Source organism: Streptomyces sp. SD31 (assembly GCF_052068475.1).
Classification (GTDB): Bacteria; Actinomycetota; Actinomycetes; order Streptomycetales; family Streptomycetaceae; genus Streptomyces.
Genome location: NZ_JBQHCX010000001.1, coordinates 289,194 through 315,996, shown reverse-complemented (window position 1 = coordinate 315,996; position 26,803 = coordinate 289,194). Strand labels below are relative to the sequence as shown.

At 68.3% G+C, this 26,803-nt stretch carries 23 protein-coding genes; 10 read left to right on the top strand and 13 right to left on the bottom strand.

Annotated elements, in window-relative coordinates; translation table 11 throughout:
• Nucleotides 1-459 precede the first annotated feature (459 nt).
• The 5 genes from ACTMVF_RS01400 to dnaA all read right to left on the bottom strand — a co-directional run bounded on the left by ACTMVF_RS01400 (nt 460) and on the right by dnaA (nt 7,247).
• Nucleotides 460-1,011, bottom strand: a complete 552-nt coding sequence (locus ACTMVF_RS01400) for a DUF721 domain-containing protein (RefSeq protein WP_441269085.1) — start codon at nt 1,009-1,011, stop codon at nt 460-462.
• Nucleotides 1,008-2,129 carry a DNA replication/repair protein RecF gene (gene recF, locus ACTMVF_RS01395; RefSeq protein ID WP_441269084.1) on the bottom strand — a complete coding sequence of 374 codons (1,122 nt, stop codon included), beginning with the start codon at nt 2,127-2,129 and terminating at the stop codon, nt 1,008-1,010. The genes ACTMVF_RS01400 and recF overlap by 4 nt, the downstream gene beginning before the upstream one ends.
• Before the next feature lie 170 nt (nt 2,130-2,299).
• Nucleotides 2,300-3,175, bottom strand: a complete 876-nt coding sequence (gnd, locus tag ACTMVF_RS01390) for a phosphogluconate dehydrogenase (NAD(+)-dependent, decarboxylating) (protein ID WP_403336873.1) — start codon at nt 3,173-3,175, stop codon at nt 2,300-2,302.
• Nucleotides 3,176-3,381: 206 nt separating this feature from the next.
• Nucleotides 3,382-4,512, bottom strand: coding sequence for a DNA polymerase III subunit beta (dnaN, locus tag ACTMVF_RS01385; RefSeq protein WP_302003680.1), 1,131 nt, complete (start codon nt 4,510-4,512; stop codon nt 3,382-3,384).
• An 857-nt stretch (nt 4,513-5,369) separates the two neighbouring features.
• Nucleotides 5,370-7,247: a chromosomal replication initiator protein DnaA gene (gene dnaA / locus ACTMVF_RS01380; protein ID WP_441269083.1), complete on the bottom strand. Its 1,878-nt coding sequence runs from the start codon at nt 7,245-7,247 to the stop codon at nt 5,370-5,372.
• Between the two features lie 384 nt (nt 7,248-7,631).
• Here dnaA and rpmH point away from each other — a divergent pair, with 384 nt between their 5' ends.
• The 9 genes from rpmH to ACTMVF_RS01335 all read left to right on the top strand — a co-directional run bounded on the left by rpmH (nt 7,632) and on the right by ACTMVF_RS01335 (nt 14,553).
• Nucleotides 7,632-7,769, top strand: a complete 138-nt coding sequence (gene rpmH / locus ACTMVF_RS01375; protein WP_015659252.1) for a 50S ribosomal protein L34 — start codon at nt 7,632-7,634, stop codon at nt 7,767-7,769.
• Between the two features lie 21 nt (nt 7,770-7,790).
• Nucleotides 7,791-8,162: a ribonuclease P protein component gene (gene rnpA, locus ACTMVF_RS01370; protein ID WP_128435548.1), complete on the top strand. Its 372-nt coding sequence runs from the start codon at nt 7,791-7,793 to the stop codon at nt 8,160-8,162.
• Nucleotides 8,159-8,512 (top strand): membrane protein insertion efficiency factor YidD, encoded by a 354-nt coding sequence (yidD, locus tag ACTMVF_RS01365; RefSeq protein ID WP_128435547.1) that lies wholly within the window; start codon nt 8,159-8,161, stop codon nt 8,510-8,512. The genes rnpA and yidD overlap by 4 nt, the downstream gene beginning before the upstream one ends.
• Before the next feature lie 3 nt (nt 8,513-8,515).
• Complete coding sequence (gene yidC / locus ACTMVF_RS01360) at nt 8,516-9,784, top strand: membrane protein insertase YidC (protein WP_441269082.1); 1,269 nt, start codon at nt 8,516-8,518, stop codon at nt 9,782-9,784.
• Between the two features lie 15 nt (nt 9,785-9,799).
• Complete coding sequence (locus ACTMVF_RS01355) at nt 9,800-10,312, top strand: Jag family protein (RefSeq protein ID WP_441269081.1); 513 nt, start codon at nt 9,800-9,802, stop codon at nt 10,310-10,312.
• Nucleotides 10,313-10,434: 122 nt separating this feature from the next.
• The gene (gene rsmG, locus ACTMVF_RS01350) at nt 10,435-11,151 is read left to right on the top strand and encodes a 16S rRNA (guanine(527)-N(7))-methyltransferase RsmG (protein WP_301999133.1); all 717 of its coding nucleotides are present in this window, start codon (nt 10,435-10,437) and stop codon (nt 11,149-11,151) included.
• 298 nt (nt 11,152-11,449) lie between these two features.
• Entirely contained in the window at nt 11,450-12,523 is a 1,074-nt protein-coding gene (locus tag ACTMVF_RS01345; protein WP_441269521.1) for a ParA family protein, read from the top strand.
• Complete coding sequence (locus ACTMVF_RS01340; protein ID WP_441269080.1) at nt 12,520-13,617, top strand: ParB/RepB/Spo0J family partition protein; 1,098 nt, start codon at nt 12,520-12,522, stop codon at nt 13,615-13,617. Before ACTMVF_RS01345 ends, ACTMVF_RS01340 begins: the two co-directional genes overlap by 4 nt.
• Before the next feature lie 318 nt (nt 13,618-13,935).
• Complete coding sequence (locus ACTMVF_RS01335; protein WP_062145546.1) at nt 13,936-14,553, top strand: GNAT family N-acetyltransferase; 618 nt, start codon at nt 13,936-13,938, stop codon at nt 14,551-14,553.
• A 69-nt stretch (nt 14,554-14,622) separates the two neighbouring features.
• Here ACTMVF_RS01335 and trxA read toward each other — a convergent pair whose 3' ends face one another.
• The 7 genes from trxA to ACTMVF_RS01300 form a co-directional block, all read right to left on the bottom strand.
• Nucleotides 14,623-14,955 carry a thioredoxin gene (gene trxA / locus ACTMVF_RS01330; protein WP_062707865.1) on the bottom strand — a complete coding sequence of 111 codons (333 nt, stop codon included), beginning with the start codon at nt 14,953-14,955 and terminating at the stop codon, nt 14,623-14,625.
• 42 nt (nt 14,956-14,997) lie between these two features.
• Nucleotides 14,998-15,966, bottom strand: coding sequence for a thioredoxin-disulfide reductase (trxB, locus tag ACTMVF_RS01325; protein WP_441269079.1), 969 nt, complete (start codon nt 15,964-15,966; stop codon nt 14,998-15,000).
• A 170-nt stretch (nt 15,967-16,136) separates the two neighbouring features.
• Nucleotides 16,137-17,060 carry a hypothetical protein gene (locus tag ACTMVF_RS01320; protein WP_441269078.1) on the bottom strand — a complete coding sequence of 308 codons (924 nt, stop codon included), beginning with the start codon at nt 17,058-17,060 and terminating at the stop codon, nt 16,137-16,139.
• Entirely contained in the window at nt 17,057-17,794 is a 738-nt protein-coding gene (sigM, locus tag ACTMVF_RS01315) for an RNA polymerase sigma factor SigM (RefSeq protein WP_441269077.1), read from the bottom strand. Before sigM ends, ACTMVF_RS01320 begins: the two co-directional genes overlap by 4 nt.
• 21 nt (nt 17,795-17,815) lie before the next feature.
• On the bottom strand, nt 17,816-19,513 hold the full coding sequence (locus tag ACTMVF_RS01310; protein ID WP_441269076.1) for a protein kinase family protein: 1,698 nt from the start codon (nt 19,511-19,513) through the stop codon (nt 17,816-17,818).
• A 130-nt stretch (nt 19,514-19,643) separates the two neighbouring features.
• The gene (murJ, locus tag ACTMVF_RS01305; protein WP_441269075.1) at nt 19,644-21,896 is read right to left on the bottom strand and encodes a murein biosynthesis integral membrane protein MurJ; all 2,253 of its coding nucleotides are present in this window, start codon (nt 21,894-21,896) and stop codon (nt 19,644-19,646) included.
• 45 nt (nt 21,897-21,941) lie between these two features.
• Entirely contained in the window at nt 21,942-24,350 is a 2,409-nt protein-coding gene (locus ACTMVF_RS01300; protein WP_441269074.1) for a DUF6049 family protein, read from the bottom strand.
• A 270-nt stretch (nt 24,351-24,620) separates the two neighbouring features.
• On the opposite strand from ACTMVF_RS01300, the gene ACTMVF_RS01295 reads away from it, so the two are divergent.
• Nucleotides 24,621-26,063 carry a CCA tRNA nucleotidyltransferase gene (locus ACTMVF_RS01295; RefSeq protein WP_441269073.1) on the top strand — a complete coding sequence of 481 codons (1,443 nt, stop codon included), beginning with the start codon at nt 24,621-24,623 and terminating at the stop codon, nt 26,061-26,063.
• 104 nt (nt 26,064-26,167) lie between these two features.
• Here the strand turns inward: ACTMVF_RS01295 and ACTMVF_RS01290 are convergent, their stop codons facing one another.
• Nucleotides 26,168-26,710, bottom strand: coding sequence for an LppU/SCO3897 family protein (locus ACTMVF_RS01290; protein WP_441269072.1), 543 nt, complete (start codon nt 26,708-26,710; stop codon nt 26,168-26,170).
• Nucleotides 26,711-26,803 lie beyond the last annotated feature (93 nt).

The following is a 26,803-nucleotide window of genomic DNA, read 5'->3' as shown; positions in this document are numbered from 1 at the left end:
TTGCGTTGGTAAGCCTTGATCAGCGTTGCTCAGCTTTTCCCGGACGGTCCCCACGATTGGGGCGGGATTGGCCTCCAGTCTACCGGTTGCGCCGACAGTGATGGGGGTTTGCCGGTACCTGAGTCCGCATGTGGCGCCCTGAACCCGGCTCGGCCGACTCCCGATATACGGATGGGGGCTCCAAGAGGCTCAGGGAGGCACTCAGCGCTTCCGGCCGTCAACCCTTGGCTACTTCGGAGTCAGGTCGCGATTCGCAACCGCGTGCGGTTGTACGACAAGGGGGTCGCCGACCGTACGCCGGGACCGTCGGCGACCACTGATGTGATGTCCATCACCTGTGGAAAACGGGGCTTCCGGGACTGCTGTGACGGCGGCTCCGCAGCCCCGGATCACGGCGACTCGGACGCCGCCGCTCGCCCCTCGCACCGACGCCGGACACGCGCGTGCCGGCCCCTCCGGTCAGCCGTAGGTGTCGCCGGGACCGGTGCTGCCGGGCGCGCGCAAGGGGCCGTAACGGCGGGCAGGACCGCCGGGGCCGTTCACCTTGATCTGCCGCACCGCGCCATGGCCGAGGTCCTCATTGAGGCGGGCGACCAGCGTCGGGGCGAGCAACCGCAGGTTCGTCGCCCACGCCGTCGAGTCGCAGCGCACGACCAGGACCCGCTCGTCCTCGTCGTACTTCTCCGGCACACAGTGCTTGGCGACGTCCTCGCCGACGATCTGCGGCCAACGGCCCATCACACCGCCCACCGCCGCCGGAGTCTCCCAACCGCGCTCGGTGATCAAGCGGTTAATGGCAGCGCCGAGCGCCAAGGGGTCGCGGCCGTCCGCCCGCGCGCCGGAGCGCAGGCCTCCGCGCCGCGCCTGCTTCTTCTGCCGCGCCGCGTCCCCACGCGCGCGTGCCTGCTCCTTCGCCGCCCGCAGCGCCACGCGCGCGAGGTCGACGCCGGAGGGTTCGGCCGCCTTCTTGAGGGCGTCCTCGGACGGGTTCTTCGACGGGTTCTCGCTCATACACGCTCCACCGTCCCCTCGGCCACGGCGTACCGCGCCCCCGCCAGCACATGCGGTACGTCGTCGTCGACCGCGGCGGTCACCAGGACCTGCTCACCGGGCGCCACCAACTCGGCCAGTCGCTCACGGCGCCGGCTGTCCAACTCGGCGAAGACATCGTCCAGGACCAGCACCGGTTCGTTTCCTTCGGCCCTGAGCAGGTCGTACGAGGCCAGGCGAAGCGCCAGCGCGTAGGACCAGGACTCCCCGTGCGAGGCGTACCCCTTGGCGGGCAGCTGACCGAGTTTGAGAAGCAAATCGTCCCGATGAGGGCCTACGAGGGTGACACCGCGCTCGATCTCCTGCTTGCGGACGTCGGCGAGCGCCGCCATCAGCTGCTCGAAGAGGTCATCCCGCGTGTGCGCCTCGCCGGGAGCCGACGGCTTGTACTCCAGGGCGACAGGGCCGCCGCCGGGGGCCAGTTGCTCGTACGCCTTGTCGGCCAGCGGCTGGATCGTCGCGATCAGGTCCAGGCGCTGGGCGAGCAACTCGGCGCCCGCGCGCGCGAGGTGCTGGTCCCAGACGTCGAGGGTGGACAGGTCCATCGTGCGGCCGCCGTGCCGACGGGCCAGCGCGGCCGTCTTGAGGAGGGTGTTGCGCTGCTTGAGGACCCGCTCGTAGTCGGAGCGGACGCCCGCCATGCGCGGAGAACGGGCGGTGATCAGCTCGTCGAGGAAGCGGCGCCGCTCGCCGGGGTCGCCCTTGATCAGGGCGAGGTCCTCCGGGGCGAACAGGACGGTCCGCACGATGCCGAGCACGTCACGGGGCCTGACCTGCGAGGACCTGTTGATGCGCGCCCGGTTGGCCTTGCCCGGGTTCAGCTCCAGCTCGATCAGCTGCTGCCGCTCGCCCTGTCTGATCTGGGCCCGGATGATCGCGCGGTCGGCGCCCATGCGGACGAGGGGAGCGTCGGAGGCGACGCGATGGCTGCCGAGGGTGGCGAGATAGCCGACGGCCTCGACGAGGTTCGTCTTGCCCTGGCCGTTGGGCCCGACGAAAGCGGTGACGCCCGGGTCGAGCGGGACTTCGACCCGGGCGTACGAGCGGAAGTCGGCCAGCGACAGATGCGTGACGTGCATGGTCGTTCGCCGACCTCCCCCAACGTGTGCTTCAACTTCCCCAGTTGTGGACAACCGGGCTCCTGAGGGTGCCAGGGTGCCATCCCCAGGGTGTGGATTACTTCTTCTCGTTACCGGCAGCCGTTTCCGACAGGTTCCCGACGGCCGTTTCCAGCGGTCGTGCTCGCCGGCTACTTCGTCTCGACCGCGTGGCCGCCGAACTGGTTCCGCAACGCCGCGATCATCTTCATCTGCGGGGAGTCGTCCTGGCGGGACGCGAACCGCGCGAACAGCGACGCGGTGATCGCCGGCAGCGGCACCGCGTGGTCGATGGCGGCTTCCACAGTCCAGCGTCCCTCACCGGAGTCCTGCGCATAACCCCTGAGCTTGTCCAGGTGCTCGTCCTCGTCGAGGGCGTTCACCGCAAGGTCCAGCAGCCAGGAACGGATGACCGTGCCCTCCTGCCAGGACCGGAAGACCTCCCGGACGTCGGTCACGGAGTCGACCTTCTCCAGCAGCTCCCAGCCCTCGGCGTAGGCCTGCATCATCGCGTACTCGATGCCGTTGTGGACCATCTTCGCGAAGTGCCCCGCGCCCACCTTGCCGGCGTGCACCGAGCCGAAGTCACCCTCGGGCTTGAGGGCGTCGAAGATCGGCTGCACCTTGGCGACGTTCTCCGCGTCGCCGCCGTACATCAGCGCATAGCCGTTCTCCAGGCCCCAGACGCCGCCGGAGACGCCGCAGTCGACGAAGCCGATGCCCTTGGCCGCCAGCTCCTCGGCGTGCCGCTCGTCGTCCGTCCAGCGGGAGTTCCCGCCGTCCACCACGACGTCACCGGGCTCCAGCAGCTCGGCGAGCTCGTCGATGGTCGACTGGGTCGGGGCACCGGCCGGGACCATCACCCAGACCACCCGCGGGCCCGAGAGCTTGCCCACAAGCTCTTCCAGGCTGTGGACATCCGCGAGGTCCGCGTTGCGGTCGTATCCGACGACGGTGTGGCCGGCGCGGCGGATCCGCTCGCGCATGTTGCCGCCCATCTTGCCGAGGCCGACGAGACCGAGCTCCATCAGTTGTGTTCCTTAGGTCGCTGTGTGGCGTGCAGGGCGCCCTCGCACCCCTGGGGCACCTTCGTACCCCTGTCCGAGCCTAAACCCGGACGTCCGCGCACAGCTGTGGGCATACGCGCTCATACGTACACCCTCGCCTGCGGTTTCCCCACAGGCCGGGGATACTTCTCCACCGGCCTGTGGACAACTCACGGCGACCGGGACGCTCAGCCGCTCAGGCGCACCGGCATGATCAGGTACTTGTAGGCCTCGTCCGCCTCCGCGTCCACCGCCGGCTTGCCGCTCAGCAGCGCGGGCTTCGTGGACGTCGTGAAGGACAGCTGGGCGACCGGGGAGTCGATGGCGCTCAGGCCGTCAAGCAGGAACGTCGGGTTGAAGGCGATCGAGATGTCGTCGCCCTCCAGCTGGGCGTCGACCCTTTCCACAGCCTGTGCGTCGTCGCTGGAACCGGCCTCCAGGATGAGCACACCCTGCTCGAAGCTCAGCCGCACCGGGGTGTTGCGCTCGGCGACCAGGGCCACGCGCTTGACGGCCTCCACGAAGGGGGCGGTCTCGATCACGGCGACGCTGTTGAACTCCGTCGGGAAGAGCGTGCGGTACTTCGGGAGGTCGCCCTCCAGGAGGCGGGTCGTCGTACGACGCCCGGCGCCCTCGAAACCGATCAGGCCCTCGCCCGCACCCGAGCCGGACAGCGCCAGGGTGACGCTGTCACCGCTGGTGAGCGCCTTGGCGGTGTCCAGGAGCGTCTTGGCCGGCACCAGGGCGACCGCCGAGGCCTCCGGGTTCTCCGGCTTCCACAGGAACTCGCGGACCGCGAAGCGGTAGCGGTCGGTGGACGCCAGCGTCACCGTGTCGCCCTCGATCTCGATCCGCACACCGGTGAGGACGGGCAGCGTGTCGTCACGGCCGGCCGCGATGGCGACCTGGGCGGCCGCGGACGCGAAGACCTCGCCGGGGACGGTGCCTGTGGCGTTGGGCATCTGCGGCAGTGCCGGGTACTCCTCCACAGGCAGGGTGTGGAGTGTGAACCGCGAGGAGCCGCAGACCACGGTCGCCCGTACACCGTCTGTGGAAATCTCCACCGGCCGGTTGGGGAGAGCGCGGCAGATGTCGGCGAGCAGGCGGCCGGAGACCAGGACCGTGCCCTCCTCCTCGACCTCGGTCTCCACCGACACGCGCGCGGAGACCTCGTAGTCGAAGCTGGACAGGCTCAGCTGGCCGTCCTCGGCCTTGAGCAGGAGGCCGGCGAGGACAGGCGCCGGCGGACGGGCCGGGAGGCTGCGCGCCGCCCAGGCCACGGCCTCCGCGAGTACGTCGCGTTCCACCCGGATCTTCACTGTTGCCGCCTCCTGCTGTTGCCGGCGCTTCTCGGCCTGCCTGGCTTCGTCGTCTGTCTCGGTGTCGTCGGCCCAGTGAGGGGAAGGACACCGGGACCAGTCTGACGCACCCCACTGACAGTAGGTGCCTCTCGGGGTCAAGTCGTGACGAGGGGCAGCCGGGAGCCGGACAGCGAGTTGTGCACAGGGCCCACTTCGAAACGGATTCCCAGCTCTCTCTAGTTGGGAGTAGTAGTAGGGCCTGTGGAAACCGTGGATAACCCTGTTTTCGCAGGTCAGGCCGGGAATTTTGTCCACGGGCCCTGTGGGCGGAGCCGGTGGACAACTGGGCGTCTCTGTGGAGAACGGAAAGTTCTGCACACGCCGTGCACAGGCTCGGGCGACTTCTCCCCAGTGCCGTCCCCAGCTTTACCCACCTTTCCCACAGCCCAACCAGGCAACTTCATGTGACGCCTTTCACTCGGCACGGTGAGGAGGCGCGTCGCGTTGCCGAACAGTGGACAGCGATGTGGAGAAGCTGGGGATCACTGGGGACAACCGTCCTCAGCCTGTGGGTTGTCGGTGGACAACTTCATGCACAGCTTGTGGATCACCGCGCTGTCCACAGCCTGTGGAGATCCTTCGTCCACCAATCCACAGGCGACTGACCTCGCTGGATGGTCTCTCGGCAGAGGGGGCTGTGGACACACTATGGACAACTTCCCAGTCCCCAGGATGTGGACGGGAAAAAGTCACCGAATCTGTGGAGAGAGGCCGTAACCCGGCAGGTAATCGAACAGCGGGTGTCCGCAGGACGAAGAAGGGCGTCCCCGGGAACTCGTCCCGGGGACGCCCTCGGCGTCGTGGCTCGGTCTCTGTCAGCCGTTCTTGATGCGGTTGGTCAGCTCGGTGACCTGGTTGTAGATGGAGCGTCGCTCGGCCATCAGATTGCGGATCTTGCGGTCGGCGTGCATCACCGTGGTGTGGTCGCGGCCGCCGAACAGTGCGCCGATCTTCGGCAGCGACAGGTCCGTCAGCTCGCGGCACAGGTACATGGCGATCTGGCGGGCCGTGACGAGCTGGCGGCCGCGCGAGCTGCCGCACAGGTCCTCGACCGTGAGGCCGAAGTAGTCGGCGGTCGCGCTCATGATGGCCGTCGAGGTGATCTCCGGCGTCGCGTCGTCGCCGCCGGGGATCAGGTCCTTGAGGACGATCTCGGTCAGGCCGAGGTCCACCGGCTGCCGGTTGAGCGAGGCGAACGCCGTCACCCGGATCAGCGCGCCCTCCAGCTCGCGGATGTTGCGCGAGATACGGGAGGCGATGAACTCCAGAACCTCCGGCGGGGCGTTGAGCTGCTCCTGAACCGCCTTCTTGCGCAGGATCGCGATCCGCGTCTCCAGCTCGGGTGGCTGGACGTCGGTGATCAGGCCCCACTCGAAACGGTTCCGCAGCCGGTCCTCCAGCGTGACCAGCTGTTTCGGCGGCCGGTCGCTGGAGAGGACGATCTGCTTGTTGGCGTTGTGGAGTGTGTTGAAGGTGTGGAAGAACTCCTCCTGCGTCGACTCCTTGTCCGCGAGGAACTGGATGTCGTCGACGAGCAGGATGTCCATTTCGCGGTAGCGCTTGCGGAAGCTGTCGCCCTTGCCGTCGCGGATGGAGTTGATGAACTCGTTGGTGAACTCCTCCGAGCTCACGTACCGCACGCGGGTGCCGGGGTACAGGCTGCGCGCGTAGTGCCCGATCGCGTGCAGCAGGTGCGTCTTGCCCAGGCCCGACTCCCCGTAGATGAAGAGGGGGTTGTAGGCCTTCGCGGGTGCCTCGGCGACGGCGACCGCGGCCGCGTGCGCGAAGCGGTTGGAGGCGCCGATGACGAACGTGTCGAAGAGGTACTTCGGGTTCAGGCGCGCGGTCGGTTCGCCGGGCCCGGACGCCGGCGCGGGCTGTGCGGCCAGCGGGCCGGGGGCGCCGGTGGTGGGAAGGTTCCCGCCGACGGGGCCGCCGCGGTGCACATGGCCGGAGCCGGGGGGCGGCTCGGGCAGGTCGCGGCGGCCGTCGCGCTCGTAGTCGCCGCGCGGCTGGTCGTAGTCGGGCCGCTGCTGATCGTAGTCGGGGCGGTGTCCGTCGTACGACGGCCGCTCCATGCGCTGCGGGCGGTAGTCCTGGGAGGGCGGGCCGTAGGAGTCCTGTGCGTAGGAGTCCTGCGACGGCGATGCGTACGGGTCGCGCTCCGGGAAGCCCAGCCGTTGCTGCTGCCAGCCGTACTCGTCCTGCGTCGGGCGCGGCCAGCTGCCGGGGTTGGGCTCGGGGCGCTGGTACTCGCTCGGGTAGGCCGGGCGGGCGGTGGGCAGGGGGTCGTTGGAGCCGCCGGGCTGGTGGTCGTCGGCGCGGTGGCGGCCGTAGCCGTCGTACGAGGGGAGCTCCGGCTCCTCGTAGCGGGGTTGGGGCGGGGCGGGGGGCGCCGGCGGGGCCGGGGGTTCGCCGGCGGAGTCGTCGACGGTGATCGCGATGCGGATGGGGCGGCCGCATTCGCGGCTCAGGGTCTCGCTGACGATCGGGGCCAGACGGCCCTCCAGTACGCCCTTCGCGAACTCGTTCGGTACGGCGAGCAGGGCGGTGTCGGCGACCAGCGCGAGCGGCTGGCAGCGCCGGATCCAGTGCTCGTCCTTCACCTCGACGCCCTGTCCGCGGCCCTCACCGAGGAGCTGCTCCAGTACTCGTGGCCACACTGCGGCAAGATCGGCAGGTACGTCAGCCACAGGGCACGCTCTCTCACGGGTCCCACGAACGTGTGATTGTGGGACGGGTCGGGATTCAAATGGGTGGAGCCAGATTCAAGGGGACAAGGGAACGAATCGGAGTTCAGCCACGGTAGTCAGGGCGACGGCTGCGGTTCAAGTTGTTGTCCCCAGCCTGTGGATAGTGTCTCCCGGTGACCGCTGGTTTGACCGGATGGCGCAGCCGCGCGTACCGTAACCAGGTCGAGTTGTCGATGGCTGCTGCCGCCTGCCTCCGATGGGCACAGATCGCGTTTCGGTGATCGGGAAGCGGTGCACTCGGGCGTTACTGCGAGCTACTCGTGGGCGCACGGTGACAGCCAGGACGGCACCCCGCAACTACCGATTTATTTCTGGAGCCCCCGAGTGAGCAAGCGCACCTTCCAGCCGAACAACCGTCGTCGCGCGAAGACCCACGGCTTCCGCCTGCGGATGCGCACCCGTGCCGGTCGCGCGATTCTCGCGAACCGTCGTGCCAAGGGTCGCGCCAGCCTGTCCGCCTGATTCCGGTCAGGTCATGACGTCGTGCTGCCCACCGAGAACCGGCTGAGGCGGCGCGAGGACTTCGCGACCGCGGTACGACGAGGACGCAGGGCAGGACGCCAGCACCTCGTCGTCCACTTTCGTAGCGGTGCCACGGACCCGCACGCGCCTGGGGAGAGCGCTCCCCCGGCACGTGCGGGTTTCGTCGTGAGCAAGGCAGTGGGCGGCGCGGTCGTGCGGAACAAGGTGAAGCGCAGGCTTCGTCATCTGATGCGCGACCGAGTCGACCAGTTGCCCCCCGGTAGCCTGGTAGTCGTACGAGCGCTGCCCGGTGCGGGTGACGCCGACCATGCACAGCTGGCCCAAGACCTGGATGCCGCTCTGCAGCGGCTGCTGGGAGGGGGCGCGCGATGAAGTACCCGCTGCTGGCTCTGATCAAGCTGTACCAGTGGACGATCAGTCCACTGCTCGGGCCGGTGTGCAAGTACTACCCGTCGTGCTCCCACTACGGCTATACCGCCATCGACCGGCACGGTGCGATCAAGGGCACGGCACTCACCGCCTGGCGCATCCTGCGGTGCAATCCGTGGTCGCTGGGCGGGGTGGACCATGTCCCGCCGCGCAAGCGTCCTCGGTGGCACGAGATGCTGCGCAACGCTTGGCGCGCACGCAAGGGCGGGCACTCCGCCGCCGAAACGGCCACCGAAGGGAAAGTCCCTCCGAGCCCGGCCGCAGAGACCCCGTCCCATGTCCAAGGAGCATGATTAGTGGACACGATTGCCAGCCTCTTCAGCTTCATCACGACACCCGTTTCCTGGGTCATCGTCCAGTTCCACAAGGTGTACGGCGCTCTCTTCGGCGATGACACCGGGTGGGCCTGGGGCCTGTCCATCGTGTCCCTGGTGATTCTGATCCGTATCTGCCTGATTCCGCTCTTCGTGAAGCAGATCAAGGCGACCCGGGCCATGCAGACGCTCCAGCCGGAGATGAAGAAGATCCAGGAGCGCTACAAGAACGACAAGCAGCGTCAGTCCGAAGAGATGATGAAGCTGTACAAGGAGACGGGCACGAACCCGCTTTCCTCGTGCCTTCCCATCCTGGCGCAGTCGCCGTTCTTCTTCGCCCTGTACCACGTGCTCAACAGCATCGCGAACAACGACACCGTCGGTGTCATCAACGCGAGCCTGCTGGAGAGCGCGCAGAAGGCGCACATCTTCGGGGCTCCGCTGGCCGCGAAGTTCACCGACAGCTCCTCGGACGTCGCGGCGCTCGAAGCCTCGCTGACCACGGTCCGCATCGTCACCGCGGTGATGATCGTCCTGATGTCGGCGTCGCAGTTCTACACGCAGCGCCAGCTGATGACGAAGAACGTCGACACGACGGTGAAGACGCCGTTCATGCAGCAGCAGAAGATGCTGATGTACGTCTTCCCCATCATGTTCGCCGTCTTCGGCATCAACTTCCCCGTCGGTGTTCTCGTCTACTGGCTGACCACCAACGTGTGGACCATGGGCCAGCAGATGTACGTCATCCGCAACAACCCGACCCCGGGTTCCAAGGCCCAGGCCGAGTACCTGGAGCGCCTGACCAAGCACGTCACGCACAGCGGCAAGACCCGCGGACGCGGCCAGCGCGCCATCGTCAAGGCCATCGTGGCCAAGGGCCGTGACCGCAACGAGTACGAGCGCAAGTTCATCAATGGCCTGAGCAAGGCCGGTCTCGCGGCGCAGGCCGACGGCACCGTGGCGAAGAGCGAGGGCGCTGTTGCCACCGTGACCGAGGACGGTACGCCGACCACCGCTGCTGCCCCCAAGCGTCAGCAGCCGAAGCGGCAGAGCAAGTCCCAGCGTCAGGGTGGCGGTCCCAAGCAGGCTGGTGAGCCGATGTCGCTGAAGAAGTCCGACGAGCCCGAGGACGCCAAGCCCGAGGGCGCCAAGAAGGCCGCGCAGAAGCCCGGCGGCGGCACCCGCAGCAAGGCCCAGTCCGGGCAGCGCAAGGGCGGCCCGCAGCGCCCCAAGTCCCCGTCCAAGAAGTAAGAAGGAGCCCATCCCGTGACGGAAGGCACCACCTCCGCCGCTGCCGAGGGTGCAGACACCCTGACCCGCCTGGAGCAGGAGGGTGAGATCGCGGCGGACTACCTCGAGGGTCTGCTCGACATCGCCGATCTCGACGGCGACATCGACATGGACGTCGAGGCCGACCGCGCCGCTGTCTCGATCATCAGCGACGCGGGCGGCCGAGACCTGCAGAAGCTGGTCGGGCGTGACGGCGAGGTGCTGGAGGCACTGCAGGAGCTCACGCGTCTGGCCGTGCACCGGGAGACCGGGGACCGCAGCCGGCTCATGCTGGACATCGCGGGCTACCGGGCCCAGAAGCGTGCCGAGCTGTCCGAGCTCGGTGCCAAGGCCGCCGCCGAGGTCAAGAGCTCCGGTGAGCCCGTGAAGCTGAAGCCGATGACGCCGTTCGAGCGCAAGGTCGTGCACGACGCGGTCAAGGCCGCAGGCCTGCGCAGCGAGTCCGAGGGCGAGGAGCCGCAGCGGTTCGTCGTCGTGCTTCCCGCCTGATCGGCCCGTACGTTCCCCCGGCCCCGTCTGCCCGCAGGCGGGGCCGAACTTTGTCAGCCTGATAGTTCTGGTGGTTCTGGTGGCCGGCGCCCGGGCGTCGGCGGTACGGAAGGACGGTCCCCGTGACGGAGGCAGCGGAGCTTCCCCCTGCTCCTGAGCAGGCGCGTGCGGTGTTCGGCGATCGCTACGCTGATGCGGTCCGCTACGCCGAACTGCTCGCCGAGGCGGGTGTGCAGCGCGGCCTGATCGGCCCGCGTGAGGTGCCCCGCTTGTGGGAGCGGCATCTGCTGAACTGCGCGGTGCTCTCCGAGGTCGTTCCCGAGGGCGTGACGGTGTGCGATGTCGGCTCGGGCGCCGGACTCCCCGGCATTCCCCTGGCGCTTGTCCGGGAGGACCTGAAGATCACACTCCTGGAGCCCCTGCTACGCCGTACGAACTTCCTGACGGAGGTCGTGGAGCTGCTGGGGCTGGACCATGTGACGGTCGTCCGCGGTCGTGCCGAGGAGGTCATGGGGAAGCTGACGCCGGTGCATGTCGTCACCGCGCGTGCGGTGGCGCCGCTGGACCGGCTGGCCACCTGGGGCATCCCGCTGTTGCGTCCCTACGGAGAGATGCTCGCCCTCAAGGGCGACACGGCAGAAGAGGAGCTGAAGAGCGCGGCGACGGCTCTGAGCAAGCTGGGCGCGGTCGAGACGTCCATCCTCCATGTCGGGGAGGGCGTGGTGGACCCGATGTCCACGGTCGTGCGCGTCGAGGTCGGGGAGAGCCCGGGGGGTGTGCGCTTCGCTGCGAAGAGGGCGAAGGCGGCCAGGACGGGTCGCGCTCGTCGGCGACGCTGATCCGTCCTGACGACGAGACGTACTCCACACAAGCTGGCAAACCTACGCACGCCGGAGTGTCGCGACAGTTCGGCCACGGCTGCTGTGCATCGTGTTTCACGTGAAACGTCGCTCACTGCTGCACGGCATCATCAGTCGCGGCCGCGCTGCGGCCGAACCCCGCGACCGAAAGCCCCTCGGATCCCTGAGAGAAGGTGCCTCCGATCACGCTCCGTCCCCCTTGAGGGGCACGGAGTTGTCCACAGAGGTGGATTTCTCCACAGAACAACAGGCCTCACTGGTTCACGACCCCGAAGACATGGGAGGCTCTGTTCATTGCGAGCCTGAAGTCGAGGAGAGTGAATCCTTGCGGTCCGACGCCAACATCGCGGGACCGATGACCGATCCGGTCCCCGGTCCCCGTACCGAGTCGATGGGGGAGGATGTTTCACGTGAAACACCGCCCCCGATGGACGACACTCCCATCGGTCGTGCTGCCCAACTGGCGGTGGAAGCTCTAGGCCGCGCCGGCGAGGGCCTGCCACGGCCCGAGCAGACCCGCGTGATGGTGGTCGCCAACCAGAAGGGGGGCGTGGGCAAGACGACAACGACCGTCAACCTTGCCGCGTCACTGGCCCTGCATGGCAGCCGCGTGCTGGTCATCGACCTTGACCCGCAGGGCAACGCGTCCACGGCCCTGGGGATCGACCATCACGCCGAAGTGCCTTCCATCTACGACGTGTTGGTCGAGAGCAAGCCGCTCGCGGAAGTCGTCCAGCCGGTCCCCGACGTCGAGGGACTCTTCTGTGCCCCCGCCACGATCGATCTCGCCGGTGCGGAGATCGAGCTGGTGTCCCTGGTGGCGCGTGAGAGCCGACTGCAGCGGGCCATCCAGGCCTACGAGCAGCCGCTGGACTACATCCTCATCGACTGCCCGCCCTCGCTCGGCCTGCTGACGGTCAACGCCCTGGTGGCCGGGCAGGAAGTCCTTATCCCGATCCAGTGCGAGTACTACGCGCTGGAGGGCCTCGGTCAGCTGCTGCGCAACGTCGACCTGGTGCGGGGGCACCTCAATCCCACCCTGCACGTCTCGACGATCCTGCTGACCATGTACGACGGCCGGACCCGGCTCGCGTCGCAGGTCGCGGACGAGGTGCGCAACCACTTCGGCGAGGAGGTGCTGCGGACGAGCATTCCCCGCTCGGTCCGTATCTCCGAGGCGCCGAGCTATGGACAGACGGTGCTGACCTACGATCCAGGATCGAGCGGTGCCCTGTCTTATCTTGAGGCGGCACGAGAAATCGCGCTGAGGGGTGTCGGCGTCAGTTACGACCCGACGCACGCCCACATCGGCGCCCAGAGCAACCCGAGCATGGTGGAGGGGATCCAGTGAGCGAGCGACGGAGGGGTTTGGGTCGTGGTCTCGGCGCACTGATCCCTGCTGCACCGACAGAGAAGACGGTGGCTCCGGCTGCGGTGGGGGGCGCTGCCTCCCCATCACCGGCCGCTGTCCCGGTGCTGACCGACCGCGGGGTGGCCGCGGCGAAGGTGGCCACACTGCCGCCTGTTTCACATGAAACCGAGGAGCCGTCGCCGAACGGCACCGTGGAGACGCCCGCACCTCCCATGGGCGCCCACTTCGCGGAGATCTCCCTCGATGCGATCAAGCCGAACCCGCGGCAGCCGCGTGAGGTCTTCGACGATGACGCACTGCAGGAACTCGTCACCTCCATCCAGGAGGTCGGTCTCCTCCAGCCGATCGTCGTGCGGCAGATCGGCCCCGCACAGTACGAGCTCATCATGGGCGAGCGGCGCTGGCGGGCCTGCCGTGAGGCCGGCCTCGACGCGATCCCTGCGATCGTGCGAGCCACGGACGACGAGAAGCTCCTCCTGGATGCGCTCCTGGAGAACCTGCACCGTGCTCAGCTGAATCCGATCGAAGAGGCGGCCGCCTACGATCAGCTGCTGAAGGACTTCAACTGCACGCATGACCAGCTGGCGGACCGCATCGGTCGTTCCCGTCCGCAGGTCTCCAACACCCTGCGCCTGCTGAAGCTCTCGCCCAAGGTGCAGAACCGGGTCGCCGCCGGGGTGCTCTCCGCCGGGCATGCGAGGGCGCTCCTCTCCGTCGAGGATCCGGAGGAGCAGGAGCGGCTGGCGTACCGGGTGGTGGCCGAGGGGCTTTCGGTCCGGTCCGTCGAGGAGATCGTGACCCTGATGGGCTCACGCCCGCAGAAGACCCAGCGTTCGAGGGGGCCGCGGGCCGGCTCGGTTCCCTCCCCGGCGCTGTCCGATCTCGCGACCCGGCTCTCGGATCGCTTCGAGACCCGGGTGAAGGTCGAACTGGGCCAGAAGAAGGGCAAGATCACCGTCGAGTTCGCCTCGCCGGAGGACCTGGAGAGGATCCTCAGCACGCTCGCTCCGGGCGAGAGGCTGGCTCTGCAGAAGAGTCTCCTGGACGATGACGCGGAGGAGACCGAAGCCTGAGGTCGGCAAGCCGGCTTTGCTTCCCGGCCTACCCACGCGGGCCGTGTCCGGTGTGTACCGGAACACGGCCCGCTCTTTGCTTTCTGACGGTATCGATGGAATCGCATCATGGATACGATGCGTTCGGGTATGGCGCATCCACCTGGCAGACCTCTTAGGGGAGGCGGGGGCCATGCGAACGGTGAGCCGCACCGGACTGGTGAGCGCGGGCCTTGGGCTGGGCGTAGTCGGCGGGTTCGTCGGCAGCCTGCTCAGGGAACGGAGCGCCCTGACAGCCGCTCGCGACGCCGCGGGCGAAGGAAGCGAGGAACAGCCTTCATGGGGCGTCGGCTCGTACCGCTCACGCTGGACAACCTTCAGGACCTTCCCAAGCGCTGCCGGGCGTGTGTCTTCTGGGAGTTGGACCCGGTCAGCGGTGAAGCCGCGGTAAAAGCCGGCACTGCAGCCCTGGAGAAGGAAGCCTGGATCTCCGCCGTCCTGCTGGACTGGGGCTCCTGCGGTCGGGTCGTCTACGTCGACGACGTACCGGTCGGCTTTGTGCTGTACGCCCCACCTGCTTACGTCCCCCGCTCGACAGCCTTCCCCACGAGCCCTGTCTCACCGGACGCGGTGCAACTGATGACCGCGTTCATCATGCCGGGCTACCAGGGCCAGGGGCTGGGGAGGGTGATGGTGCAGACGGTCGCCAAGGATCTGCTGCGGCGGGGCTTCAAGGCGATCGAGGCCTTCGGAGACGCGCGCTGGAAAGAGCCTGCGTGTGTTCTTCCTGCGGACCATCTGCTGGCCGTGGGCTTCAAGACGGTTCGCCCTCACCCGACCTCTCCGCGCTTGCGGTTGGAGCTGCGGACGACGCTGTCCTGGAAGGAAGACGTGGAGATGGCGATCGACCGGCTTCTGGGAGCAGTGCAGAAGGAACCGGCGCTGAGGCCGCTGTAGAGCGAGCTGCCTCGTTAAAGCGAATGGGCCAACCCTTCGGGCTGGCCCATTCGTGTTTCACGTGAAACGTCACTCGGCGATGAAGTCCTCGAGGTCGCGGACGATCGCGGCCTTCGGCTTGGCGCCGACGATGGTCTTGGCGACCTCGCCGTTGTGGTAGACGTTCAGCGTCGGGATGGACATGACGCCGTACTTGGCGGCCGTACCCGGGTTCTCGTCGATGTTCAGCTTGACGATCTCGATCTTGTCCCCGTACTCGGCAGCGATCGCCTCAAGGGACGGCGCGATCTGGCGGCACGGCCCGCACCAGGCGGCCCAGAAGTCCACCAGGACGGGCTTGTCGCTCTTGAGGACGTCCTGCTCGAAGGAGTCGTCGGTCACGTTCTTCAGGGTGCCGGCCACGGCGGGCTCCTTAACTTTGGTGCGTGGTGGGGTGGGTGGGGGTCAGACAGAGGTCTTCTCGGGCTCGGCCTTCTCCTCGTCCGCGAGGGCGGCGAGGAAACGCTCGGCGTCGAGGGCGGCGGAGCAGCCGGTGCCGGCTGCGGTGATGGCCTGGCGGTAGGTGTGGTCCACCACGTCGCCGGCGCCGAAGACACCGGACAGGTTGGTGCGCGTGGAGGGTGCGTCGACCTTGAGGTAGCCCTCGTCGTCCAGCTCCAGCTGGCCCTTGAACAGCTCGGTTCGCGGGTCGTGGCCGATCGCGATGAACAGGCCGGTGACCGCCAGGTCCGAGAGCTCGCCGGTCTTGACGTTGCGCAGCTTCAGGCCGGAGAGCTTCTGCTCACCCTGGACTTCGGCCACCTCGCTGTCCCAGACAAACTTGATCTTCGGGTCGGCGAAGGCGCGGTCCTGCATCGCCTTGGAGGCACGCAGGGTGTCACGGCGGTGGACGATGGTCACGGACTTGGCGAAGCGGGAGAGGAAGGTGGCCTCCTCCATCGCGGTGTCGCCGCCGCCGATCACGGCGATGTCCTGGTCCTTGAAGAAGAAGCCGTCACAGGTGGCACACCAGGAGACACCGCGGCCGGAGAGCGCGTCCTCGTTCGGCAGGCCGAGCTTGCGGTGCTGCGAGCCGGTGGCGACGATGATGGCCTTCGCTCGGTGGACCGTGCCCGCAGTGTCGGTGACAGTCTTGATCTCACCGCTCAGGTCGACGTTGACGATGTCGTCCGGGACGAGCTCGGCTCCGAAGCGCTCGGCCTGGGCGCGCATGTTGTCCATGAGCTCGGGGCCCATGATGCCGTCCTGGAAGCCCGGGAAGTTCTCCACCTCGGTCGTGTTCATGAGCGCACCGCCGGCGGTGACGGCCCCCTCGAACACGAGCGGCTTCAGCGACGCGCGCGCCGTGTAGAGCGCCGCCGTGTAGCCGGCGGGCCCGGAGCCGATGATGATCACGTTACGGACGTCGCTCACGGCTTGATTCCTCGTCTCTGGACTGCGTCGTCGGACCGGGGGGAGCCCCTTTCAGAACTCTCACCCCACCCAACGGATCCTAAGGGGCGCGCATTCCCACTGTGTCCGGGCACACGGTGTCGCCACACTGTAGGAGTTGTCGCGCCTGAGGGAGACGAAGCGCCGGGTTCTCAGGAGCGCGTGTAGGAGTCCTTCAGGAGAACCTTGGCCGTGGTCGACGACGGCTGCTTCACACACGTCGCGTCCATGACGTAGGCGGTGACCCGGGTCATGTCAGCGGCATCGCGCAGCACGACGAGCAGAGCGTCCTTCCCCTCGTAGACACCCTCCTCAGCGGCGAGCGCCTTGTCATCGCGGCCGATGCCTTTCCTGACGCACTCAGGCACCGTGATCTCGCGCAGGATCTGGGGGCTCTTGGTGTCTGACCCGCCTTCCACGCCCAGGCTCCGCTCCGGGCCGCGGGAGCTACCTGGGGAGCTCCCGCTCTTGGCCAGGAGATCTGCGACCTGCTTCTCCAGTTTCGCTGCGGAGAAGGTGTCGGCAGTCTGCCCGTCGCCAGCCGATGGACCGGCTCCTCCGCCCCCCATCAGTGAGGTCAGCAGCACAGAGCCGAGACCCAGGGCGGCGGCTGTGAATGCGGCGCTGAGGACGGCGACCTTGCGTCGGCCGACCTTCTTGCGGTCCTTGCGGCCGGGGCCGGTGGTCGAGGAGCGGGCGTGGCCTGCCGGACGGTCTGTCGTTGCCGATGTTTCACGTGAAACATGCGCGCTGTCGTCCGCTCCGGAAACCGAGCGGGTGGCGCCGGCGAGCTTTGGCTGGTCGATGTCATCGGGCGCCGTGGCGTTGAGTAGCGCCTCTGCGGCGAGGGCGGCGTCGATCCGTCCCGCGACATCGGCGGGCATGCGCGCCGGCCCGGGCAGCGTGCCGAGCAGCCCTCGGATCTCCTCAAGTGATGCGTGGACGTCCGCGCACAGGTCGCACTCGTCCAGATGCCGCCGTACGTCAGCGGTCCTGGACGGGGGAAGGAGGCCCTCTGTGAGGTCGGAGATCTCGGCGACGTCCGGGTGCCCGGCCGTGTCTGTCGTGGAAGTCACGCTCGCCCACCTCCGCCCTTCACTGCAGCTGAATCACTCGGCCCGGTATCGCGCGGATCCGTGGATTGCCCCGTGGTCTGTGGACCCGCTGCCGGTGGGACGGATGTCCCCTGCGTCCGGTTCCGCCTGTCGCCACGATCCTTGCCGTCACTGCCGCTTTCCGGGCGCAGGTGCTTGAGGAGAGGCAGGAGTCTGGCTCTGCCGCGCGCACATCGGCTCTTGACCGTGCCGGTCGGCACATCGAGGACGCGTGCGGCCTCCGCGACGGGATATCCCTGCATGTCCACCAGGACGAGGGCGGCACGCTGGTCCGGTGGCAGTGTGCCGAGGGCCTCCAGCAGCTGGCGGTGCAGATCGTTGCGCTCTGCCGGAGCGGAGGCCTCCTCGTGGGGCTCCAGCAACTGCTCCAGTCGCTCGGTGTCATCGACGGGGGAGGTCTTCCGGGAGGCGGCCTTGCGGGCGCGGTCCAGGCAGGCGTTCACGGTGATCCGGTGCAGCCAGGTCGTGACGGCCGACTGGCCCCTGAACGTGTGCGCGGCCCGGTAGGCGGAGACAAGGGCGTCCTGCACGGCGTCAGCGGCCTCCTCACGGTCGCCGAGCGTCCGCAGCGCCACCGCCCAGAGCCGGTCACGGTGGCGCCGCACGAGCTCACCGAAGGCGTCGGGGTCGCCCTCTACATGCCTGGCGAGAAGGTCCTGATCGTTTGTGTCACCGAATGCGTTGCCATCTGCCATCGGACCCCCTCCCCCTCACTCTCAGCTGCTCACCTTGACGTCCATCACTCTGCCCCGGAATTGGCCGTCGTCGGCCTGTCGCGGCAGATCGGTCAGCCAGACCAGAAGATAGCGGGCCTTGAGGGACTTGCCGGGCTTGAGCGTCACGCTCGCTCCGGAGCCCTCGGCCACCTTGGCGTAGTTTTCGAGGGACGTCGGTTCGCTACCGGTGTCACTCGAAGCGGCGCGGAGTTCGACGGAGGTGTCGCCGACGAAGGTGATGGTCACCTTTCCGACCTGCTGGATCTTGCCGAGATCGAGGATGACTCCGACGCCCGACTTCAGCCGTCCGAAGTCGGAGCTGGTGTAGAAGCTTGTCTGCCAGTACGTGTTCGGAGCGGTGTCGTAGATCTTGTCTATGTCCCTCGGGTTCTCGGAGCCGTCCGAGCCGAGCGGGTCGAAGTCGCTGACGCCTTCGATGGCGATCGGCTTGCTGACGGGCTTCGTCTGGCCCTTGTCGTTGTCTTCCGTCGTCTGCGTCTGGTTGCTGTCCTCGGACTTGCCACCCTGGTCCATGAGCGCATCCGCCAGCTGCCAGCTGCCAAGGCCGAGGGCGGCGATCAGAAGGGCCGAGACGGCCCACTTCAGGGCCTTGCCGGTGCGGCTCTGCAGCGGGGGCGGCGGGGCCGGTACCGGCTGGGTGGCGCCAGGATGCTGGGCTTGGCGGCCGTACGTGCCCTGCTGGTACGTCGTGCGCTGATAGTCCGGCGGGGCCGTGAACGCGGGCTCCGGCGGGCGGATGCGGGGCATCTCGCCGATCGCCTTCACCAGCTCCTCCGGCGTCGTGCACGCCGACTCGTGCCGGGACGCGGTCGCCCCGTCGTTGACCAGGGCGCGCATGGCGAGTTCGGAAAGGCCACGGTGGACGCCGGCACGCACCTGGTCGGGGGCGATCAGGCCGACGTCCTTGGGCAGCCCGGACAGGCCATAGGCGTCGCTTTCGTACGGCCACCGCTGGGTGAGCGCGGCGTACAGCAGCGCGCCGATGGCTTCCGTGTCGGTGCGCTGTGGGGTGTCGGAGCTGATGCCGCGCAGTGCGGCGTTCACCGCGAGGCCGCGGATGCGCCACTGGCCGGAGGAGGTGCGCAGTACGGCGTTCGGGTTGAGGCGGAGGTGGGCAAGGCCCTCGCGGTGGGCGGCGGCCATGGCGGCGGACACCTGGGTGACCATCTGGTAGGTCTCGTACGCCTCCAGCGGACCGGGGGCGAGCAGCGTCGTCAGTTCGGTCGCGTCGGGGAGCCACTCGTGGACGACGTAGACCAAGTCGTTCTCCTCGACGGCGTCGAGGACCTGGACGAAGCGGGGGTCACCGAGCAGCGCGGAGGAGCGGGCCGCGGCCAGCACGGAACGGGCCCGCGCATGGTCCGCAGGCAGGATGTGGACGCCGACGGCGCGACGGAGTTTCTCGTCGACCGCACGCCAACTGCTGAAACCGTCCAGACGGGTGACGCACTCCTCGAGGCGATAGCGTCTGGCGAGCTTGTGGCCGCTGTGCAGCTCGGGTGGTGAGGCCTTTCCGGGACCTTCGGTCCCGCCACTCCCCTGTGCCTCGTCGGTGTCCGTGTCCCGCTCCCGATTCTTGGCCACCCCGTCGGCCGTGGACTGGTCCGCCTGTGCGGTCAGCGGCTCGTCGCCGCTGTTGTCTGCCACGTCGACGGCAGCCGTGCTCCGTTCCGCCACCGTCGTTCCTGCCTCCCCATCTATTGCGCGCCGTACGTGCGCGCCGTCCGACGCCGAACCAATTGTGCCCACAGTCCGCCGCTATGCACGACACACGGTGGCGGACGATGGTTGTGCGCATACCCCAGCTTCAGCGACCCAGCCGCCCGCGGACCATGCCGACCAGTGAGTTCAGCTCTTCGATGCGCATCCGACGGGCGGCGACGAAGAAGATGCCGAGCAGCACGGCTCCGCCGGCCAGCAGGGCGGCGGAGGAGCCGAGGACACCCTGACCGAGGGTCCGGGCGATCCCGTAGCAGGCCGCACCGCTCAGCAGCGCCGCGGGCACCGAGGCGATGCAGAGCCTCGCGTACGTCCGCATCACTCGGGCGCCGTCCAGGTCGCCGCCCAGCTTCTTGCGCAGCCGGTTCCAGGCGACGCCGACGCCGATCGCGTAGGCCACGCCGTACGAGGCGGCCATGCCGACCACGGCCCAGCGGGGCGGAAGGACGAAGTAGCAGATGGCAGAAGCGACAGCGTTGCCCGCCGCCACGATGACCGTGTTGTAGAAGGGCGTGCGGGTGTCCTCGTAGGCGTAGAAGGCACGCAGGACGACGTACTGCACGGAGTACGGGATCAGGCCGAGGCCGAAGGCCATCAGCATGAAGCCCATGTTCGTGGCCTCGCTCGTGCCCGAGGAGCCGAACATCAGCGTGCACATCGGGACGCCGAGTGAGACGAATCCGAAGGCGAGCGGCACGATCGCGACCGCTGTGGTGCGCAGGCCCTGGGAGATGTCGTCGCGCACCGCGCCGGCGTCGTCCTCGGCGGCCGAGCGGGAGATACGGGGTAGCAGGGCGGCCATCAGAGAGACGGTGATGATGGCCTGCGGGAGGCCCCAGATGAGCTGGGCGTTGGCGTAGGCGGCGTAGCCGGTGCCGTCGACGTGGGAGTCGATGCCGGCCGACGTGGACAACTGGGTGACCACGAGCGCACCCGCCTGGTTGGCCAGGACGAACAGGATCGTCCACTTGGCCAGCATGGCGGCTTTGCCGAGGCCGTGGCCCTTCCAGTCGAAGCGCAGCCGCAGCCGGAACCCGGTCTCGCGCAGGTACGGGATCATGGCGAGAGCCTGGACGACCAGGCCGAGCAGAACACCGGCGCCGAGAAGCCTCTGCCCCTCCGGCGGGATGGTCGAGACCTTCATACCGGAGTGCTCCGCGGTGCCGTACACCCAGAGGAACATGCCGAGCGTCACGATGATGACGATGTTGTTCAGGACCGGTGTCCACATCATCGCGCCGAACCTGCCGCGGGCGTTGAGGATCTGGCCCATCACCACGTGGACGCCCATGAAGAAGATCGAGGGCAGGAAGAAGCGGGTGAAGGTGATGGCGACCTCGTTGGCCGCGGTGTCGTTGGCCACGGGGTTGGACAGTGCGCGGACCAGGAGCGGCGCGGCGAACCACGCCAGAGCGGTGAGCGCGGCCAGAGCCACCATCACCAGTGTCAGCAGACGGTTCGCGTACGCCTCGCCGCCGTCCTCGTCGTCCTTCATCGCGCGGACCAACTGCGGCACGAAGACGGAGTTGAGGCCGCCGCCGACAGTCAGGATGTAGATCATCGTCGGCAGCGTGTAGGCGACCTGGAAGGAGTCACCGAGCAGACCGAGGCCCAAGGCCGAGACGATCATCATGGAGCGGACGAACCCGGTGAGCCGGGAGACCATCGTCCCCGCCGCCATCACAGCGCTCGACTTCAGCAGCCCACCGGCTCGCCCGCCCTTCTTCGCGGCAGGCGCCGGGGCAGGAGCGGGCGGTGCCGCGGTCGCCTCGGCTGCGGCAGGTGGCGTAGGTGCCTCGTAGGGGCCCGCAGCCGGACCTGCGGTCGGTGCCGGGGAAGGTCCCGGAACCGTCGGTGGCTGGTACTGCGGATGCCCGCCCTGCTGCTGGTCGCGGAAGAGGTGCGCGAAGGCGTCGTGCTCGGGGCGCTCCTCGGTGGAGTGCGTGACGAGGTCGTCGACGCCCACGTACTGGGTCGTGCGGGGGTCGTCGCCGTACGGCATGTACTGGTTCGGGCTGTCCGGCTCGGGCGCCGGGGTCTGGGCCCACACGTGCGGGTCGGGGGCGTACGGCGACTGGGGCGGCTGGCCGTACAGCGGCTGCTGCGGCTGGTACGTGCCCGGCGGGGGTGGCGGGTGTGCGGCACGGTCGTACAGGGCCTCGGCGACCGGATCCTGGGCGGTGAGGTCCTGGGCCCGGTAGGGATCCTGGTCGTAGGCGTCCTGGAGGTACATGTCCGCGGGGTGCTGCGGTGGCACCTGGCCGTGCTCGGGCGGCGGGCCCTCGGGGTGCCCCGAGCTGCCCGCGGCCTGGCCGCGGTCACCGTCGTACGGCGCGTTCATGGTTACCCCACCTCATCGTCCCGGGCCCACCGGCCACGACATCGCTCAACGGTCCACTCTCTCACCCGTGCCGGACGGGTCGGCGCTTTCCGTTGCGGTGTCCGGTGTCAGGTCACTCGGCTGCTCGGGGGCGTCTGCCCGGGTACCGGTGCCTGATTCCTCCTCAGGGGAGTCCTCGGGCGTGAGACGGTCCTTGGGGCCTTCCTGGTTCTCCGTGCCGTCGTCGGTCTCGCTCGTCTCCGTGGCGCCGTTCTCCTCTGCCGCACGCGCGGCCGCGCGCTTGCGCTGCGTGTACATCCGGAATCCGGCAAGGACGAGCAGGAGGAAGCCGCCGCCGATGACCAGCATCACGGTGGCCGTGAACTCGGTGACCTTCACGTCGAAGGTGACGGGTGCGCCGTACGGCTGGCCGTCCTCCGTGAACAGTTGGGCGACCACCGTCGCCTGACCGTTGGCCTGAGCCGACGTGGGGAACTTCACCGTCTGGCTGTGCCCGCCGGACACCGCGACGTGCTGTTCGGAGAAGCGATCGCCGTCGATCTCGAGGCGCCTCGGGCTCTTCGAGGTGAGCCGGAGCACCAGGTGCTCGATGCCCTGCACCAGGTTGTTCTGCACCGTCACGGGGATCGTGGCGCTGCGGCCGGAGAGCTTGGTCTCGGACTTGTCGATCAGCGTGACCTGGCCGGCCAGGGAGTCGATGTACGCCTCCACGGCATTGCGATAGTCCGCCCCCTCTCCGGAGCGGCCGCGCCACGACGTGGACATCTCGCGGTTCATGGCCCGCCCGAAGGGCGTCACCACGCGGGCCTCCTTGCTGAGGATGACCTTGAACTTGTCGAGCTTGTCCTGCGTGGTCGCGATCTGCTCGTAGGCCGATCGCGGCAGCTCCTGCTTGCGCAGCGAGGAGGGGTACTTGGAGGCCGCCGGCACCTTCGTGGTGGCGCCGGAGTCGGGCTTGGCCGTGGCCGCGGCCGTGAGCTCCTGGGGCTGGGACCACGTGCCGTCCTGGAGTGCCGTCACCGCCTCGGCCATCGCCTGGGCCTGGCTCGCCGTCGGCATCCGCTGCGGGGCGACGACGATGCTGCGCTGCTTGTCCGACTGGAGGTTGAGGGCCAGGCTCTGGGCCAGGAACCTCTGCACGGCGAGTGTCGAGCTCGACGCCCTCGTCAGGTTCCCCTGGAACAACGTGGACATCCTGGCGTCCGCGACGACCGCTGTCGTACCGCCGCCGATGGGGCGGGCCGCGGAGGGCGTGTAGGGCAGGCCGCCCGTCTCCACCAGGCTGTCGCTGCGGGTGATCACCTTGTCCGCGCCGGCGGAGGTGGCGACCTTGACGATGGACGGGTCGACGGCGCCGTTCACGGGCCAGGCGAAGTCGGTGGTTGGTTCCACGTGAAGGATGGAGTCGACCGTGTCGGCGGCGACGTCGGCGGCCTCTTTGAGGTGGTTCAGCGAGCCGGTGACGTTCGTGCCGTTGTGCGCCAGGGAGGCCAGGTCAGGGTCGGCGAAGGGCAGGGCGACGACCTCCTTGTCCTGCACCGCCTCCTGCAACTCGGCCAGCCACTGGTTGGCGACCGCTTGATGGGTGCCCGCCGTGGTCGTGTCACCCTCGCCCTGCACGCGGTAGTTGTCCGTCATCGCGTCGACGGAGGCCAGCAGGTCGGGGTCGATCACCCAGGTGACGTCGAGTTCCCTGCCCAGCGACACGAGCTGCTGGAGGCGGCCGCCGGGGGAGATCTCCTTGGCGAGGTCGTCGTCCTGGAAGACCGGCGTCTGCGACTCGTTCGACCCCGTCTGCGCCGTCATGTGCGCGGTGGAGATGAGCGGCCACAGCACCGTCGTCCGGGTCTTCGTGTCGGCCCCGTCGGGCTGCCACGGCAGGAAGGTCCGCTGGATGCCGAGCACCTGATTCCAGGGCTGCGCGGACGTCTCGCCGGACAGGGAGACTGCGAGCGGGTAGACCCCGTCTCCCCCGAGGTCCAGATCGTTGACCGGTACGGAGATGCTGAAGCGCTGGGAGACCCCTGGGGTGAGCTTGGAGAACTCCTTGACGTACTTCCCGCCCACCGGTGCCCCGTCGAGGCCGTCCTGGTAGCCGGTGCGCCCGGCGACCGTGTCGATGTCCGAGCGCGTGTTCAGCGCGGACCCCAGACGCAGGTCCACCCGCGCGTCGGTGACTGCCTGCTTGCCCTTGTTGGTCACCGTGCCGGACACGGTCAGGGTGTCGCCGTCAGCGGGGACAGAGGGGGTGAGCGAATCCACAGCGACGGCTACCGCGCCCGAGCCGGAGGCGGCCTTCAGGGAGTCCTGCCCGGCGGCGTGCGAGGGCGTGGCCGCGGGCAGCTGGAGCAGGCCGGCCAGCAGCGGCGCCCCGGCGAACAGTGCTCCGGTGCGCCGCAGCCACCGGCGGGCAGGTGAGGGACTCATCCCCTGGAAGTCTGCCGCCTCGGCCACGCGCTCGCCCGTCCCTCGTCGTCGTCAGTGGTCGTCGGAATGTGCGTCCACGCATGGTAACGATGCGCGCTGAGGGGAAGTGCCGCGGTCTGCTCCACAAGATCGGTTCCGACCGTCGGCCTGTCCTGTATGTGCCTCTATAAAGGGGAGCGTTTTCGTACGTCGCAAGGGCAGGCCTTGTGCGCGTATTGACGGAGCTGTCTGTGCCCTCGGATGTGCACGTTTAATGGAGGCGATCCTGGTCGCCCGGGCCACGTACCCTCTTCTGTTGTGCCGAACGCCTACGAAGACAAGCCCAGCGCCCTGAGCCAGGCGCAGCACCGCGCGGTGAGTGAACTGCTGCGGGTTGCCCCGGTCGCCGACGATCTCGCCCGCCGTTTCCAGGAGGCCGGGTTCTCACTCGCCCTGGTCGGCGGGTCGGTCCGGGACGCGCTGCTCGGCAGGCTCGGCAACGACCTGGACTTCACGACCGACGCCCGTCCCGAGGACGTGTTGAAGATCGTGCGCCCGTGGGCGGACGCCGTGTGGGAGGTCGGGATCGCCTTCGGGACGGTCGGAGCACAGAAGGACGGCTACCAAATCGAGGTGACCACCTACCGATCCGAGGCGTACGACCGAACCTCCCGCAAGCCGGAGGTGTCGTACGGCGACTCGATCGAGGAGGACCTCGTCCGGCGTGACTTCACCGTGAACGCGATGGCCGTCGCCCTTCCGGAGAAGGAGTTCGTCGACCCGCACGGCGGTCTGGAGGACTTGGCGGAGCGTGTGCTGCGTACGCCGGGCACTCCGGAGGAGTCCTTCTCGGACGACCCGCTGCGCATGATGAGGGCGGCGCGCTTCGCGGCGCAGCTCGACTTCGAGGTGGCTCCCGAGGTGGTGACGGCCATGAAGGAGATGGCCGGGCGCATCGAGATCGTCTCGGCGGAGCGGGTGCGGGACGAGCTGAACAAGCTGATCCTGTCCGCGAACCCCCGCAAGGGGCTGACCTTGCTGGTCGACACCGGGATCGCGGATCATGTGCTGCCCGAGCTGCCGGCGCTGCGCCTGGAGAGCGACGAGCACCATCGGCACAAGGACGTCTACGAGCACACGCTGATCGTCCTGGAGCAGGCGATGGCGCTGGAGGAGGACGGTGCCGACCTGACCCTCCGGCTGGCGGCCCTGCTGCACGACATCGGCAAGCCGCGCACGCGCCGCTTCGAGAAGGACGGCCGGGTCTCGTTCCACCACCATGAGGTGGTCGGCGCGAAGATGACGAAGAAGCGCATGACGGCGCTCAAGTACTCCAACGAGTTGGTGAAGGACGTCTCACGTCTGGTCGAACTCCATCTGCGCTTCCACGGATACGGCACCGGAGAGTGGACGGACTCGGCAGTTCGCCGCTATGTCCGTGATGGTGGTCCGCTCCTGGACCGCCTCCACAAACTGACCCGCTCGGACTGCACCACGCGCAACAAGCGCAAGGCGGCCGCGCTGTCCCGCGCCTATGACGGTCTGGAGGAGCGGATCTCTCAGCTCCAGGAGCAGGAGGAACTGGACGCCATCCGCCCCGACCTCGACGGCAACCAGATCATGGAGATCCTCGGCGTCGGGCCGGGGCCAGCCGTTGGCCGCGCGTACAAGCACATGCTGGAGCTGCGGCTGGAGAACGGGCCCATGGCGCACGACGAGGCGGTAGCGGCGCTCAAGGAGTGGTGGGCCGAGCAAGGCTGAGGCTGTGAAACGGGCGCATGTTTCACGTGAAACATGCGCCCAGGATGTGCTGAGGGGCGGTGTTTCACGTGAAACACCGCCCCTCAGCACATGGAGTGATCAGATCAGAGGTCCTTGAGGCACAGCAGGAACTCGTCGTCGCTGGTGCCTGTCTTCATCGTCTCGGTGTAGAGGCTGGTGGACCCTTCGACCTTGCTGCACTCTGTCTGGGCGGTGAGCGACGTGTAGTGCCCCTTGATCTTCTTGAGTACCTTCACCTCGGCCTCGGAGGAGGAGCAGTCCACAACCTCCAGGGTGTCATCCGAGACCGACGATGACGGGGCCTTCAGGCAGTCGCCCTCCGCGGCGTTCTTTGCGTCGTCCTGGCTCATTATGTAGCCGACGATGATCATGATGCTGACGGCCGCGACGGCAAGGATGTTCTTGATCGTCTTGAAGCTGAACCTGCGGCCCGGCTGCTGCGGCGGAACCGGCGCGTACGGCGCCGCCCCCTGCTGGGGGAACCCGGGCTGGCCAGGCTGCTGCGGGTAGCCGCCCTGGGGCGGGTACGGGGCCTGCCCCTGGGGCTGGCCGTAGGGCTGCTGAGCCTGGGCGTACGGGTTCTGGCCCTGGGCGTACGGGTTGCCCTGGGGCGGCGGAGTTGTCACTTTGGGGTCCCCCTGGAACTTGGGTGCGTGGCGCGAACTAAGCGCGGAAATAAGACGCACGTAAGTTATCGGTCCCCTCTGACGCCCGAGCGG